12 protein-coding genes and 2 pseudogenes are annotated in these 14488 nt (G+C 60.9%); 7 read left to right on the top strand and 7 right to left on the bottom strand.

The window, feature by feature from the left end; genetic code table 11:
- The first annotated feature begins 1 nt into the window (after nt 1).
- The 4 genes and pseudogenes from P9230_RS11210 to P9230_RS11195 all read left to right on the top strand — a co-directional run bounded on the left by P9230_RS11210 (nt 2) and on the right by P9230_RS11195 (nt 4304).
- Nucleotides 2-752: pseudogene (locus P9230_RS11210) on the top strand (ABC transporter ATP-binding protein).
- Nucleotides 749-1546, top strand: a complete 798-nt coding sequence (locus tag P9230_RS11205; protein ID WP_278118936.1) for an ABC transporter permease — start codon at nt 749-751, stop codon at nt 1544-1546. Before P9230_RS11210 ends, P9230_RS11205 begins: the two are co-directional and overlap by 4 nt.
- Nucleotides 1543-3111, top strand: coding sequence for an ABC transporter permease (locus P9230_RS11200; RefSeq protein ID WP_278118934.1), 1569 nt, complete (start codon nt 1543-1545; stop codon nt 3109-3111). The genes P9230_RS11205 and P9230_RS11200 overlap by 4 nt, the downstream gene beginning before the upstream one ends.
- Before the next feature lie 2 nt (nt 3112-3113).
- A complete protein-coding gene (locus P9230_RS11195; RefSeq protein WP_278118931.1) occupies nt 3114-4304 on the top strand; it encodes an efflux RND transporter periplasmic adaptor subunit in 1191 nt (396 codons plus the stop codon).
- Nucleotides 4305-4457: 153 nt separating this feature from the next.
- On the opposite strand, the gene P9230_RS11190 is transcribed toward P9230_RS11195, so the two are convergent.
- From P9230_RS11190 to P9230_RS11175, 5 genes and pseudogenes are all read right to left on the bottom strand, one after another.
- Nucleotides 4458-5198, bottom strand: coding sequence for an AI-2E family transporter (locus tag P9230_RS11190; RefSeq protein WP_278118929.1), 741 nt, complete (start codon nt 5196-5198; stop codon nt 4458-4460).
- A complete protein-coding gene (locus P9230_RS32430; protein WP_347403994.1) occupies nt 5129-5506 on the bottom strand; it encodes an alpha/beta hydrolase in 378 nt (125 codons plus the stop codon). The genes P9230_RS11190 and P9230_RS32430 overlap by 70 nt, the downstream gene beginning before the upstream one ends.
- Nucleotides 5506-5817, bottom strand: a complete 312-nt coding sequence (locus P9230_RS32425) for a hypothetical protein (protein ID WP_347403993.1) — start codon at nt 5815-5817, stop codon at nt 5506-5508. The genes P9230_RS32430 and P9230_RS32425 overlap by 1 nt, the downstream gene beginning before the upstream one ends.
- 7 nt (nt 5818-5824) lie before the next feature.
- Nucleotides 5825-6032, bottom strand: a pseudogene (locus P9230_RS11180) (aldehyde dehydrogenase family protein); the annotation flags it as partial.
- Between the two features lie 49 nt (nt 6033-6081).
- Complete coding sequence (locus P9230_RS11175) at nt 6082-7413, bottom strand: sorbosone dehydrogenase family protein (RefSeq protein WP_128203411.1); 1332 nt, start codon at nt 7411-7413, stop codon at nt 6082-6084.
- 481 nt (nt 7414-7894) lie between these two features.
- Between P9230_RS11175 and P9230_RS11170 the strand changes: the two genes are divergently transcribed.
- The 3 genes from P9230_RS11170 to P9230_RS11160 all read left to right on the top strand — a co-directional run bounded on the left by P9230_RS11170 (nt 7895) and on the right by P9230_RS11160 (nt 9583).
- On the top strand, nt 7895-8107 hold the full coding sequence (locus P9230_RS11170; protein ID WP_128203410.1) for a hypothetical protein: 213 nt from the start codon (nt 7895-7897) through the stop codon (nt 8105-8107).
- A 624-nt stretch (nt 8108-8731) separates the two neighbouring features.
- Nucleotides 8732-9166, top strand: coding sequence for an Hsp20/alpha crystallin family protein (locus tag P9230_RS11165; protein WP_278118927.1), 435 nt, complete (start codon nt 8732-8734; stop codon nt 9164-9166).
- A 12-nt stretch (nt 9167-9178) separates the two neighbouring features.
- A complete protein-coding gene (locus P9230_RS11160) occupies nt 9179-9583 on the top strand; it encodes an Hsp20/alpha crystallin family protein (protein WP_095802941.1) in 405 nt (134 codons plus the stop codon).
- A 204-nt stretch (nt 9584-9787) separates the two neighbouring features.
- Here P9230_RS11160 and P9230_RS11155 read toward each other — a convergent pair whose 3' ends face one another.
- Nucleotides 9788-11821: an RTX toxin gene (locus P9230_RS11155; protein ID WP_278118924.1), complete on the bottom strand. Its 2034-nt coding sequence runs from the start codon at nt 11819-11821 to the stop codon at nt 9788-9790.
- A 1295-nt stretch (nt 11822-13116) separates the two neighbouring features.
- The gene (locus P9230_RS11150; RefSeq protein ID WP_278118922.1) at nt 13117-14082 is read right to left on the bottom strand and encodes an HWE histidine kinase domain-containing protein; all 966 of its coding nucleotides are present in this window, start codon (nt 14080-14082) and stop codon (nt 13117-13119) included.
- Nucleotides 14083-14488: the final 406 nt, after the last annotated feature.

Below are 14488 nucleotides of genomic sequence, written 5' to 3'. Positions count from 1 at the left end.
CATGCAAGGCCACGAGCGAGAGGCGGAAAGTTCGGCGGCGCTGCTGCCGGTCCCGGTGTTTGCGGCTCGCGGGCTGAGCAAGGTCTATGGCTCGGGCGAATCGCAAGTGACCGCCCTGAAGAATGTCGATCTCGATATTCGCCAAGGCGAGTTCATCGTCCTTCTTGGGGCCCTCCGGGTCGGGCAAGTCGACCCTTCTCAATATCCTAGGTGGACTGGACGCTCCAACGTCAGGCTCGGCAAAGTGGCATGATCACCAACTGACGGGAGCTGGTGACGATGAGCTAACGACGTACAGGCGCGAGCATGTCGGCTTCGTCTTCCAGTTCTACAATTTGATACCCAGCCTCAGTGTCGAGGAGAATGTGCGGCTGGTTGCGCAGATCGCCAGCGCTCCGATGAACCCCAAGGAGGCGCTCGAACTTGTCGGATTGTCACATCGCGCACGCCATTTCCCATCGCAGCTGTCAGGCGGGGAGCAGCAGCGCGTCGCCGTGGCACGCGCGATTGTAAAGCGACCCGACATCCTGCTTTGCGACGAGCCGACCGGCGCCCTGGATGTGGACACCGGCCGGCTGGTTCTTGCAGCGATCGCCAAGGTGAACGCGGAGCTCGGCACGACGACCATCGTGATCACCCACAACTCGGCCATCGCTGGAATGGCTGATCGCGTCCTGCGGCTTAGCTGTGGGCGCATCGTCAGGGAGGAACCGAATCCGAACCGCATCACCGCCGAGGACGTGCAATGGTGAACGTACTCGACATCAAGGTGCTGCGCGATCTCTGGTCGATGCGGGTTCAAGTTCTCAGCATCGCAATGCTCGTCGCCGCCGGCGTGGCCGTCTTCGTGATGTCCGTGTCGAATTACCGGGCGCTTGTCGGCGCCATGGAGGGCCACTACCGCTACGAGCGCTTCGCCGACCTCTTTGCCGGCATGACGCGCGCGCCGCTGGTCATCGCCAACCGACTGCGTGAGATCGATGGGATAGGCATCGTCGAACCGCGGGTTGCGAAGCCGGTGCGGATAGTTCGCGAGGACACCAACCTGCCGATCTCGGGCCGCATCATCTCGCTGCCAGCCGAGGGGCAGCCGCTGCTCAATCGTCTGCACCTAGTGCAAGGGCGCTGGCCCGACCCGTTGCATCCGGAAGAGGTCATCATCAACGCAGCCTATGCCGAGGCACGTGCCGTGCGGATGGGAGAATCCATTGACGTTGTCCTCAACGGGCGCCTGCAGGATTTTCGCGTCGTCGGTTCCGCCTTGTCGCCCGAGTTCGTTTTTGCCACGCGGAGCGCGGTGCCGCTTCCCGACGATCGGAACTACGTCGTGCTGTGGGCCGCCGAGGATGCGGTGGCCAGTGCGTTCGACATGAAAGGCGCATTCAACGACGTGGCGATGACGCTGGCCCCGAAGGCAAGTCTTGCGCCCGTGCTGGATGAGGTGGACCGCTTGCTGGCTCCATACGGGGAACCGGAGCCTACGATCGCGGCGATCAGCCCTCGCACCGCTTTCTTGAAGACGAGTTGGCGGAGCAGGAGACATTGAGCATCTTCATGCCGTCCGTCTTCTTCGGCATCGCGGCGTTTCTGCTTAACGTCGTCATCGGCAGAATGGTCGGGGCGCAACGCGGACAGATCGCTTCGCTCAAGGCGTTGGGATTCACCAACGGCACCATCGCGCTTCACTACTTCAAGTTGGTCACGGCCATTGCGTTGCTGGGATCGGCCATAGGCCTCGTCCTGGGGTGCTGGTTCGCCATTGGCGTCGTGGGCAGCTATCGCGCCTTCTTCCGGTTTCCTTCGCTGGAGGCGCGGTTCGAGCCGTGGCTTCTCGTTGCCGCGACGCTGGTCAGCGTCGTCGCCGCGAACCTTGCGGCTGCGACATCGGTGTATCGAATAGCTGTGCTTCCACCCGCCGAAGCCATGCGACCCGCAACGCCGCCTGCTCTCCAGACCTTCGCGTGGCTCCAGACGACAGGGACCCGCGTCATTCCCCTGCAGTATATCATTGCGGCCCGCACAACGCTGGGCAGGCCGATCAGGACGCTGTTATCGACCATCGGCATCGCCCTTGCCATTCCACTTATCTTGTTCGGGCTCTACTGGTTCGACGCCATCGACTACATGATCGATGTCAGCTTCAGCAGGGTCGAGCGCGGCGACGTCTTTCTCACTTTTACCGAACCTGTTTCCACGGACGCACTGTACGAATTGATGGCGCTGCCCGGAGTGCTGAAAGCCGAAGCCCAAAGAGTCGTTCCTGTCAGATTGCGCACAGGGTACCGGACCTATCGCACGTCCGCCATCGGCCTCGATTCCGGCTCCGAGCTCAAGATTCCAAGGGACAAGGTGCTGCAGCCAATCTCCGTTCCGGCAGACGGGATCATGCTGAGCCGGCAGATCGCGAGCCAGCTCGATCTCCATGTGGGAGACACAGTGTCGATCGAGGTGCTCGAAGGCACCAGGCAGATCAGAGAAGTGGCAGTCCGCAGGATCTCCGACGACATTCTGGGATCGTCGGTGACCATGGACCGCAGCGCGCTCAATCACGTGATGAGGGAAGGTCCTGTTGCAAACGTCGCGGCCCTCAGGATTGACCCGGCTCAATCCGAACTGGCCTGGTCCAGGATAAAGTCGATGCCGAGGATCGAGGGAAGTTCGGTAAAGGCTCTCTGGTTGGCGCTATTCAACGACACGATCGGCGGAATGGTGCTGATCGGCGCGCTGATCCTGGCGGGGTTCGGAATGCTGATCGCGATAGGCGTAGTCTACAACAGCGCACGCATTGCCCTGCAGGAGCGCGCCTGGGAACTAGCCGGTCTGCGCATTATCGGGCTAACTCGGTACGAAGTGTCGGCAGTCGTTGTCAGCGAGCTTGTCGCCGAGCTTGTCGTGGCGATTCCATTGGGACTTCTGATCGGGCGCTACCTGATCGAGCTGATTGCCTCCGCGCGAGCGAGCCAGTCGTTCCAAATTCCCGCTGTGATCGATCCGAGCAGTTACGTCATAGCCTCGCTCCTGGTGATCGCCGCGGCCTTCGCCAGTTTCATCATGATCCACCGAAAGATCGATACGCTCGATCTGGTAGCCGTCCTCAAGACCCGAGACTGATCATGAAGCACCGGCCTGCCTCGTTCGTTGGTGGAGTGTTGCTGGTGTTGATCGCGGCGGCGGGCCTCTATTGGCTCCTCTTGCCGCAGCCGATACTTGTCGAGACCGCCGACGTCGTGACGACGACGTTTCAGGACACGATCGAAGAAGACGGCCGCACGCGCGTGCGCGATCGCTATATGGTGTCGGCGCCTTTGTCGGGTCGCGTCCAGCGGCTGATGCTGAAGGCCGGTGATGTCGTGCATACCGGGCAAAAACTGGCGACCATCACACCGCCTGTTTCTCCTTTGCTGGATTTACGAGTGCGACAAGAGCTCGAGGCCCAGGTCGGCGCGGCCGAGGCTGGTGTCGAAGAGGCCGAAGCGCTCCACGAGCAGGCGAAGGTCCTCTTGGCTCAGGCTGGCGCGGATCTCGATCGCACCAAGCAGCTTGCCCAGCGCAATGTGGCGGCCGTTGCGCAATTGGAAAGAGAGCAAGCGCTGTTTCAGTCCGCAAGCCGGCAGGCGGATGCCGCCGAGCGCCGCTCGCATGCCGCGACTCATGTCCTGGAACAGGCCCGCGCAGCACTTCAATCCGTCGGCAATCCAGATCCGGGTGAAGGTTTTTCGGTGCTGTCACCCATAGACGGACGCGTTCTCAGGGTCGAGCAGGAAAGCGAGAGCGTGGTCTCGATGGCGGCCCCTTTGGTCGAACTGGGGGATCCGGGCGACCTCGAAGTCGCGGTGGATGTGTTGACGACCGATGCCGCCCGTATAAGGCAGGGCGACAAGGCGACCATCGCGCGATGGGGCGGGCCTTCGGATTTGCAGGGCGTCGTGCGGCGTGTCGAGCCTTCCGGCTTCACCAAAATCTCCGCGCTCGGCGTGGAAGAACAGCGCGTCTGGGTCATCATCGACATAACCTCGCCGCGACAGACCTGGACCAGCCTCGGAGACGGTTACCGTGTCGAGGTCAATATCGTGGTCGAGCAGATTGGCGAGGCAACTGTCGTGCCGATGGGAGCACTGTTTCGGCGCGACGACGCATGGAACGTCTTCGTTGTGGATCAAGGCCGAGCACATCTTCGGGAGATCAAGGTTAGGCGGCTTTCGGCACGCGTTGCCGCCGTGGCCCAGGACATAAATCCCGGTGACATCGTCGTCGTCTACCCGCCCTCTGCGCTTGCCGACGGGAGCAAGATCAGGGTCAAGTAAGAGCTGACTTCAGCGCATACCAAAGATGGCTTGGGGACGAGATCGAGATGGCTATTCCCCGATAATTGTTGGCAACCCAGCGTCACCTTTCACTTCCTCGCGCGTTCGCTCGCGGCCATTGTTTTGGGACAGAGCAATGCGAGGTCATTCCCGTTACTTGTGACTGCCACTTCTCTCGCCCACAGCCCATATCTCGACAAGCAGCAACGTCACCGTAACGGCCAGCGGGCCAAGTATGAACCCCGGCGGCCCGAACAGGGCGAGTCCACCTAGCATCGATATGAACGCGGGAATGGTGTGAAGCCTCAACTGGTTTCCGACAAACATCGGGCGAAGGACATTGTCGATGCCGCCTACAACAATGCCGCCCCAGCCTGTGAGGATGAGAGCCTTACCCCAATCGCCATCAAGCGCGAGCAGGACTGCTGCCGGTATCCATACGATGAAAGAACCCAACACCGGGACGACAGAAAGCAGGCTCATCACCACGCCCCACAGAAGGGGCGTCGACAATCCGAGGATCCAGAACATCAGACCGCCCAAAGAACCCTGAACGGCCGCGACGGCCAGCGTCCCGTAGACCGTGGCGTGCACGGTGTCGAACACCCGCTGAAACAGTCGCTCGGTGTCGATGCTCTCCAGCGGCATCCAATCGCGGGACAGGCGTGCGACTGCGGTCCGATCACGCAGGAAATAGAACAGCATGTAGAACGTCAGGAAGACTTCAGCTACCTGCAACATCGAGCCCTTGACGAATGTCGCACCGGCATTGCTCAGCCATGTTGCGAGGCTCGCCATCATCGAGGGCAGATCGACCTGTTGATCTATCCACCTTCCGATGGGTGCGATACCGGGATGGGTTTCGAGGAGACGTTGGATCTCCCCATCAGCCACCCGAGTTCAGCTTCCTCGACCAAACGCTCTACCAGGAAAGCTGCCGGAACGGTGATGGCGATTTCAGGCGCGAGGAACGACTCTTGCAACGGCCTTAAATCGTAGATGCCACCGAGCAGGAGCGCTCCTTTGATACCCGATGGTCGGCTGTCGTCGTCGAAAAGCATCGTCGCGAGGTGCGCGCCGGCGGAATGGCCGCTCACGGTCAACTTGCCGGGGTCGCCGCCGTGGCTTTCGATGTGTTCATCCACCCACCGCTTGGCGCGGCGTATCTGGTCGACGATCGGGGCCATCCTCACCGCCGGCATCAGCGCATAGCCCAGGATGACGCGATCGCTCCTGCTTTGATTACACACCCCGCGACATAGGAAAAATCTGTCTTGGAGAACATGCGCCAGTAGCCGCCATGGATGAAGATATGCACCGGCAGTCGATCGCGTCTGCCTTCCGGGAAAAAGAGGTCCAGAGTTTCAGCGTGGCCGGCTCCATAAGCGACATCAGCGATCATGGGGATTTTCGCCCTGGTCTCCGCACTTCTGCGGCGGATCCCGGCGACGATGTCGTCGAACTCGGGGACGTGATCGCGCGTGCGGAATGGGTCTTTCGCCATCTCTCTCATCAGATCATCACGGCGAGTATTTCGCCTCCATGAACTCGGCTTGTAATGCTTCTGGCCGCCCTCGCGCCCAAGCCCGCTCTGCTTGACGCTTGCGGAGGGTCGGCAGGGTCGGAAATCAGATCGCGATTGAGCGCGATCATAACGGACTCGATCTTCGATGCCATGCGGGTGCCTTGCAAGACGCGTGCGTAGATATAGGCGGCAAGGCCATACTCGGCGCTGGAGATCGCGGTTGCGGAAAAAGCGGCCAGAAAGGCACTGACGTTAACGCACCTTCGCTCGGCTGACCCGCCAGATGACATTACCAACATCGTCGGCGACGAGCAGCGCGCCGGCCCGATCGACAGCAACGCCGACCGGACGGCCCATCGCCTTGCCATCATGTCCGAGGAAGCCGGTGAGCACGTCCTTCGGGGGCCCGCTCGGTCTACCACCGCGGAACGGCACGAAGATCACCTTATAACCGCTGTGAACTCTTCTGTTCCATGAGCCGTGCTGGCCAACGAAAGCGCCGTTGCCATAGGCCGTGCCGAGCGACGCGCGTCTGGAGAAGGCAAGACCCAGAGAGGCGGTATGGGAGCCGAGCGCATAGTCGGGCTTGACTGCCGCCGCTACAAGATCAGGGCGCTGCGGCTTGACGCGTTCGTCCACGTTCTGCCCATAATAGCTGTAGGGCCAGCCATAGAAAGCGCCGTTGCGAACTGAAGTAATGTAATCAGGCACGAGATCGTCGCCAATCTCATCACGCTCGTTCACGGCGACCCAAAGCTCGCCGGTTTCAGGATTCCAGGAGAGCCCGTTTGGGTTGCGCAGCCCGGATGCGAAAACCCGGGTGCTGCGGCTGGACCGATCCACCTCAAGGACGGCGGCGCGGTTTTTCTCCGCGGCGATGCCATTTTCTCCAGCGTTGCTGTTGGAGCCAACCGTGACATAGAGTTTACGTCCGTCCGGACTTGCGATCACGTCCTTGGTCCAATGATGGTTGATGTCTCCGGCCGGCAAGTCGACGATCTTTTCCGGCCGCGCGGTTACTCGGGTCTGGCCGTTGGAGTAGGGGAAAGCGACGAGCGCGTCGGTGTCGGCGACATAGAGCTTGCCTTTGGAAAGCGTCATGCCGAAGGGCGAATTGAGGCCTTCCACGAAAATCCTGCGCACATCCGCAACGCCATCGCCATTGGTGTCGCGCAGGAGCGTGATGCGGTTAGCGCTGATGGTCGCAGCGCCGGCTCGCTTCATGGCCTGGTTCATGACGAGCTTTCTGAGGCTGAACCCATCGTCATGCTTCGCAGGGGCATTGGTTTCGGCCACAAGCACGTCGCCGTTCGGGAGCACGTGCAGCCAGCGCGGATGGTCGAGGCCGGTGGCGAACGCTGTCACCTTCAGCCCCTTCGCCGGGGTTGGCATACCACCTTTCTGCCAGCCGGTTGCCTCCGCGATGTTGACGGTTGGGATCAGTGTGGGTGTCGGTTTCGGCAGGGTAGGGTTAGGGCCATAGCCGGTTACTGCCACCATTTTCTGAGCTGGGACGCTAGCGCAGCTGACCATGAGGACTCCCAATCCAGCTAGGATCAAGTTTTGTGGGAAGCCGGCATGCATCGAACGTCCTCCGTTCGGATTCGCCTCGTGCTCTTTGGTTAAACGCTAGTCAGCGGCATGGTATTCCAATTACGTCAAAACAGCAGCTCGTGATCCGTTGCCGATCCGCTTGAGAGCCAGGAGTTCGCGACGCTCTGCTCTCTGCCATAGATATGCCGCGAGGAGATTCCGGCAACGCCGGCGGCCCAAACTCGAGCGAACCAAGATAAGCCTGGTTGGATGACGCCTCGCCTGGTTGGCCTGTCGCAAGCCATACGCTCGCCGGCATGATCTATCTCGCCCAGATCAGCCCGGCGCCTTCGTTGGGAAGGTGGCAAGCGTGGGCACACCGCAAGAGCCAAAAGCAGAGAAGCCGAAGCGAGCGTTCAGCGGCTTCATGTTGTATCGATAAAACATCTCGTCTCGTTACGGGCCTTTGGTCCGTGTCGACTCTCCGACTCCTCAGCGCGATACTTGGGGCTCGTGCTTCCAGGAGGGTGCCATGCGAGAATTGCCGCCCAACGTCGATGCGGATGTCGTGATTGAAGTGGGCCGATACCTGGATGATCATGCGAAGACCACAGCAGTTTCCATATCAGACGCGATACGTGTCGTCAGACGTCGCGCACCTCGTGCCAGCGAGCTATGGCTGGAAGAACTGATTGTAGAAAGCGCCGGCACCAGACAGTTGGCCGTCTTGCTTGACAATCGCTAGCACCGCGAAATTTCGCCCCAGCACCACCTATGCAATTGGCGATCCTGTGCTCGTCGCGAAGCTAGGCGCTGCCCTGGCGGTGACCAACGGTAGGCGAGGCATAGATCCGAAAGTTGGTCACGCCCGGGCCGCTATGCCATCCGCGCCAAGCGGGCCTAGAACTCGAAGCCCGATGCCGCCTTGCTCTTTGCCGGTTTGACGGTTCCCGACGGCCTCTCTGCAATCGATGCAGCGCCGTCGAGCTTTGGCTTGGCGCTCCGTTACTAAGGCGCCGTGAGGCTCACGGTCACGGCCGAAGCGGCCCGGTGGGGGATCGCAGAGCGTCTCAAAGACCACCTCTTGAAACGCAATTTGGCCCTCCCTAACTCATTTTTGCCGGATGCCGCTATCGGGTCCTGGCACGGGAACAACGGTCCTATCAGGGACCGAGTTCGGTTCATGTCGCTCGCATGGAGGATATGTTCCGGCGTTTGCTCGAACTTCCCTCCTCGCGGTTGCGAGCTGGCTCCTGGCCGTCTCGATCTCTGCCTGATCGCCGCCCGATTGCCTTCGATCCAGTTCGCTTCCGGTGCACGCGTGCTTCGCGCGTTGCGGCGTCTGGTCGTCAATCGAAGGAGGATCCCTATGCTGTTATCGGATTTGGGCCGCGTCGGATTCGATCCGTTTCTGGAAATGCGGCGCATGCAACAGGAAGTGAATCAGCGTCTGGCCGGCCTGACGGCCAGTGCCGCCCAGGAGTTTCCCCCGGTCAATCTTTGGGTCGGCAACGATAGCGTAGCGCTGACCGCCGAACTGCCTGGGATCGCGCCCGACGAGGTCGAACTTACGGTGCGCGACAATACACTAACATTGAAGGGCGAATGCGAATCTCGGGCGGAGGACGAGAAATCCGTCTGGCATCGTCGCGAGCGCCCCTACGGAAGCTTCTCCCGGACGGTGCAACTGCCGTTCCGCGTCGATCCGGAACAGGTCGAGGCGCGTTTCGGCAACGGGGTGCTCGAGGTCGAACTGCATCGACCGGAGGCGGATCGGCCGAAGAAGATCCAGATCAAGGGATGAGAGGAGGGAACCATGGCTCAGGAACTAAAGACCACCGATCGCCAGGTCATCAGCAAGCCTGACAGCGGCGAACGGACCCGCTCTCGGCCCGTATTCGTGCCGCGCGCCGATATCTATGAGACGCAGGACAATGTCGTCCTTCTCGTCGACATGCCCGGCGTCGTCCCGGATGGAGTGGATATCACGCTTGAGAAACGGACACTGGCGATCCGCGGCTACGCGGCCGATCAACAGCATGAAAATTATCGTCAGGTCTATGCCGAATACAGCGCCGGCGATTATGAGCGCGTCTTCACGCTATCCGAGGACATCGACCGCGACGGCATCGAGGCGTCGCAGAAGAACGGCGTCCTGCGTCTAGTGCTGCCCAAGGCCGCGCCCGCCAAGGCCCGCAAAATCCAACTCAAGATGGCTTAGCCCTTAGAGGCTAGATGAGGTTGACGATGCGAATCAGAGACCCGATCCCTTGAAGCAACCGATGCCCGTCACTCCAGGCACGGAATGGCGGGCCATCTATTCACTTTCCATTGCCGACGATGAAGGGAACTCGCACGCTGCCGGCTCTACCAAATGATGCAGCAGGGCGAAGGTTTCAGCATAGGGACCAAAGTGTGAGTCTCCTCAGGCGAGCAGCCAATCATTCAAATGGAATTCATAGATCTTGCCGTCGTTCTCGGTTGGATTCGAGTCGTTGTCCACGCCGCGATCGACGACATAGAGGCTCATTTGGTGGCTCGGATCGTCGCTGCTCGGCGCCAGGGCAAGTCCCGCCGGCTTTTTCGCGTTGGCGGCGGAGATGTCGAGTGTGCCCAGCAGATCCCCGGTTGGCGTCACCATTGCCACGGAGGTGCGTGACACGATGACATAAAGCAGGTCGTGGACCGGATCATACGCGAGGCCGCCGTCGGAGGGTGTGCCGAGCGATTGTGTAGAAAAACTCGTCACGACATCATCGCCGCCCGTGCTTGGGACGCCGTCGAATTTGCCGTTCGGGCCCGGAGCGATGGTGTAAATGCTATGGGTGGTGCCATCCTCGAGATAGAGCACGCCGCGGTTTGTGTCGTAGGCAACACTCTCCGCATCCGTACTGCCGAACGCAGCGGTCCTGAACGAGGTCACGATATCGTCGGAGGTGTTGTAAAGGCCATCGTTGCCCGGGTTCAACTCGTAGACGCTCTTCGTGCCGGTATCGTCCGAGAAGAAGAGATGGTGGTTCGCCGGATTATAGGTGACCCCGGCCGGCTCATCGGAGAAATTGATGGTGGTGAGCGTGCCCGTCAGGGTGCCGTTCAGATTCATCTGGAAGAGATTCTTGCCGGTGAAAATCGACATCTCCTCCACCTCACTATCGGCAACGAGCAGCGTGCCGAGGTGGGAAATATAGACGATATCGGTTGGATCGGGACTCGGCGGCGACCACTGCGAAGTCAGAATGGTATGCGCCAAGGTCACGGATGTCGGCAACTGGCTGCCGCCGGTGACGTCGACGGTGAAGGTGTGCGTGGCGATGCTGCCGTCCGACGAGGTGGCTGTCACGTGAAGATTGATCGTCGGTTCGGACTGAGCGTTGAGCGTGCCGCTGCTCGATCGCGTGATGACGCCGGTGCTGGAATTGATGGCAAAGCGCGAATCGTCGATCGTGTAGGTGACCGTCGAGCCGGCATCGGGATCCTTGGCCGAGGCGGTGATGCCCACGGCAGTACCGGCGGCGGCATTCTGGAGGATCTGGTTGGCCGCGGTGTTGGCATCGGGCGGCGCGTTGAACTTTACAGGTTCCGGGCTGTCGAGAACGGCGAGGGTGAAGCTCTTGTTGGCCGTGCTGCCGTCGGAGGAGGTCGCCGTCACCGTCAGATTGATGGACGAATGGGTCTCGAAGTCGAGTGTGCCAAGGGCCGAGCGCGTGATGACGCCGGCATTGGAGATAGCGAAGCGCGCATCATTGATGCTGTAGCTGACGGTCGCGCCGGCGTCGGGATCCGTGGCCGAAGCGGTGATCCCGGTGGATGCTCCCGCCGCGGCGAGCTCGGCGATCTGGTTGGCAGTGGGATCGGCATCGGCAGGCGTGTTGAAGGCCACCGGACTTCCGGATCCGGGCAAGACATATTCGATGTGCAGCAGCGGCGCGCTGGTCGGATTGTACTCGTAGGAATCGGCTGTGCGCGTGCCGGTGCCGGTGATCAGGAACGCCATATCGTTGACCGCCGCCCAGCCCGAGCGGCTGACGATCTCCTGGACGATAGCCGTCAGGTCGGGCGTGCGCTCGGCCAGGGCCTGCTCGCCCACCGTGGTCCACGGGGCCGGCGTCCAAGTCGCCGACGCGTCGGTCGTTGCCCGTGACGATACATTGAAGCTGGTGCTGGTGAAGGCGCTTGCGTCGTCGGTGTCCTGGCCCTTGATCAGCAGCGAGGCCGCGCCGGTCTTCACCTCGTTGGCCTGGAACTGGATGTAGGCGCTGGTGATGATCGCGCCTTGCGGGATATCGATACCGGTGAAGCGGAGACCGACCGTCTGGCGGGTGCTGCTGTCAAAACCCAACTCCAGATCGTTGATGTTGGTCGAAATCGAGCCGGAGCCTTTCTCCTCGACGTCGTCCCCTGCGGTCGCGATCCTCGTTTCGAACACCGGGTCGGCCCCCAGGGCACTGGTGGCGGTCAATGCGCTCGCCGTTGCGGTGCCGGTCGTGGATGCGGCACCGGCACTGGTGTTTTCGTGGGTGGCATCTGGGAGGCCCGCACGATGCCATAAGCCCGAGGCATATCCTGTCGCGCTCTCAGGAAAGGTGCCGTCGAGATGAATACCAATTCTGGCTGCAGCTTCCGCAAGGCCGTTCAGGCCGGCATTGATCCCGCCTGTCGAAGTGCAGGCGGCAATGAGGGCATCGATTCTGGTCGCGGCTAAATCCGGGCCATCGCTATGAATGCTTTTGCCGATTCCGGCAGCAAGACTGCCGGAATCGGGAGTCGGTTCCTCGATCGCCGAAGCCCTTGGCCTGCTGTCAATATCGGCAGCCGGAGCGCCAGTTCCAGCGGTTGGGACCGGTCCGTCGCCGATCGTCTGAAGGCCTTTGAGGGAGGAGCAGAAGCCGAACCAAGTCGCGTCGTTTCCAAGGCTCCCGCCAATGCCCGGGATCCAAAGTAGTTCGGACATATAGTGTCTCCTTCACCGCACGTCACAAAAACACCTAGCGTCAGCCTGATCGCAGCAGCCTCGAACCGTCGTATTCGACCGCGCCATTCACGTGACTCGAGCCGAATGGTGGGTGAGAATCGTACCGAGAGGCAGCGAAGAACCAGAGACCTCCAAACACAGGCGCAGCCGGTCTCACACATGCGCGTTCAATGCCGGTATTCCTAAGATGATGCGAGCCGACAGGCGCGACGGCCCTGCGCCAAGACGGCGTACGTGACAAGCTGGCAAAGCCGTGTTCGAGCTACTCCTTCCTGCCGGCCAATTGACCCCGATCCATTCGAAGCTGCCCGCGCCTAATTCGGGGCTCAAATTCAGCCTCGAGGCGCGACTTGGAGTTCTATAAACATTGGCACGCCTTCAGATAGCGCGTGCTATTATTTCAGAGAATTCTGCGTCATCACAACGGCTATTCGGTCAGACGAAGGGCTTAGAATTGGGCGGTGGTGCTGCAGGCTTTCGAGCGCGCAAGGAACTCGAGCGCCTTCGCGGGTGGTCAGTTCGAGCCGGTTGGTATCAGGCGCTGCGTTCGGCACCGGTGTGAAGCAGGGATACGCACCGCGGGATACTAATCAGCTGAAAGTTATTCGCCTATCGCCGGCCGAACGGCTGGCTCATAATAGAGACTTGCCTCGGGTGGCAGCTGGGCTGCTCTGTCCGGCCGGCGAAGCCCGAAACTGCTGCATGCCTGGCGGGGTATAAAGGCAGAGCTGACGGCGACGCGTTGATTCTTGCGGCGTCTTCCGAAATTGTCGCTCCCCTGTTTAGTCCCTGCCAGTCAGCCTGAAGGCAATTTCAACGATGAGGCCTTCCGGCTGAGGGAGCCAGCTCACGCTCCCGCCTGCGCTTCGGAAGGCGCTGTCGAGCAAACGGGTGCCTGCCCCGTTTCGAGCTTTTCCAAGCACGATCGGGCCGCCAGTTTCCTGCCACCGCATCCGAACCACGTCGCCCTGAATGTCCCAGCTGACGTGAACACGGCCCTCGCTCGCCGACCACGCACCGTACTTCGTGGCGTTGGTCGCTAATTCGTGCAGAACAAGTCCTAGCATTAGCGTCGTGTCTGGATGAGGGCTCGCATCAACACCCTCATAGGATAGGCGGTCATTGCCATATGTCGCCGCCATTGCTTCGAGAAGTCCATGTAACGAGATGCCCCTCGGGTTTACTGCCGCTCCGGACTGAACTTCCGAGAGCGCCTTCAGACGCTCCGTAAAACTGTGCATGAACTCATCTGTGGTGTCTGAGCTTTTTGCCGATAAGCGCGCGATCGATTGCACCAACTGGAAGAGGTTCGTGATCCGGTGGCGCATCTCGTCCGCGACCAGCGAGGCGCGTTCTTCGGCGTCCCGCAGCGCAAAAAGTAACGCGTGGGTTAGGCTGACAGCTCCGATCATAAGGCAACCGAACGTGAGAAACGCCAGCACGGCGACAAGCGTTCCCAGGCCCCATTCGGGCGATGTGATCGGTTCCAGCCAAAGGGAGCTTCCGACGGTCACGCCAAGACCTAGGACGAGGATCCCAGCCCAGGAGCCGCCGAACAGGCTGGCTATGAGGATGGCGGGATAGAACGTCAGGAAAGCCAGGCCCCGTATCCATGGCGCGAGGCCGAGGCGGACCAGGAGCGCGACAGCGAAGGCCGCAAGGCCCATCGCTGTCGAACGCGCGAGGGGTACTCTGGCGCGAGGCAGATATGCCAAGGCAAATTTCTGAAGCTCAGCATTGAGCTGCATTGCGAATCCCGGCGTCGCAACTCCCCATGCCCTATGTTTGCCGACGGTCATGGTGGGGTCAAGAACCTTGCCGCCAAGCCGAAGATCCCGGAAGCTCGCGTTCCGCATTCAGCTTCCAGCCAGTGGGGGACGCCAATGAGGCATCCTGAACAGCCCGTCGGGCTCGAGCTCTTTTGGCTTCTAGCGGGCCCTCTTGCCGTCGAACTCGTTGTCTTGATCACGGGGTTGGCGCTGCACTGAGCCGTGAGCCCTGCGCCAGATCCCAGGAAGCAATCCGGGGCTCTTGCTTAACTGAATGTCCGGCCGCATCTTTCTCTTGGGGAGAGAGGGCTTGGACAAGGCTCGATATAACAACGACTTTAGCTGCCGCTGGACCCGCTCTAGGAGTTTGTTGGAACCTCATCAG

The organism is Mesorhizobium sp. WSM4887, from assembly GCF_029625865.1.
Classification (GTDB): domain Bacteria; phylum Pseudomonadota; class Alphaproteobacteria; order Rhizobiales; family Rhizobiaceae; genus Mesorhizobium.
This window is presented reverse-complemented; position numbering and strand designations above follow the sequence as displayed.

Excerpts from the sequence above, each read along its gene's own strand:
- P9230_RS11195 (WP_278118931.1), top strand. The coding sequence starts at position 3,114 with ATGAAGCACCGGCCTGCCTCGTTCGTTGGTGGAGTGTTGCTGGTGTTG.
- P9230_RS32430 (WP_347403994.1), bottom strand. The coding sequence starts at position 5,506 with ATGCCGGCGGTGAGGATGGCCCCGATCGTCGACCAGATACGCCGCGCC.
- P9230_RS32425 (WP_347403993.1), bottom strand. The coding sequence starts at position 5,817 with ATGAGAGAGATGGCGAAAGACCCATTCCGCACGCGCGATCACGTCCCC.
- P9230_RS11175 (WP_128203411.1), bottom strand. The coding sequence starts at position 7,413 with ATGCATGCCGGCTTCCCACAAAACTTGATCCTAGCTGGATTGGGAGTC.
- P9230_RS11170 (WP_128203410.1), top strand. The coding sequence starts at position 7,895 with ATGCGAGAATTGCCGCCCAACGTCGATGCGGATGTCGTGATTGAAGTG.
- P9230_RS11165 (WP_278118927.1), top strand. The coding sequence starts at position 8,732 with ATGCTGTTATCGGATTTGGGCCGCGTCGGATTCGATCCGTTTCTGGAA.
- P9230_RS11160 (WP_095802941.1), top strand. The coding sequence starts at position 9,179 with ATGGCTCAGGAACTAAAGACCACCGATCGCCAGGTCATCAGCAAGCCT.
- P9230_RS11150 (WP_278118922.1), bottom strand. The coding sequence starts at position 14,082 with ATGCAGCTCAATGCTGAGCTTCAGAAATTTGCCTTGGCATATCTGCCT.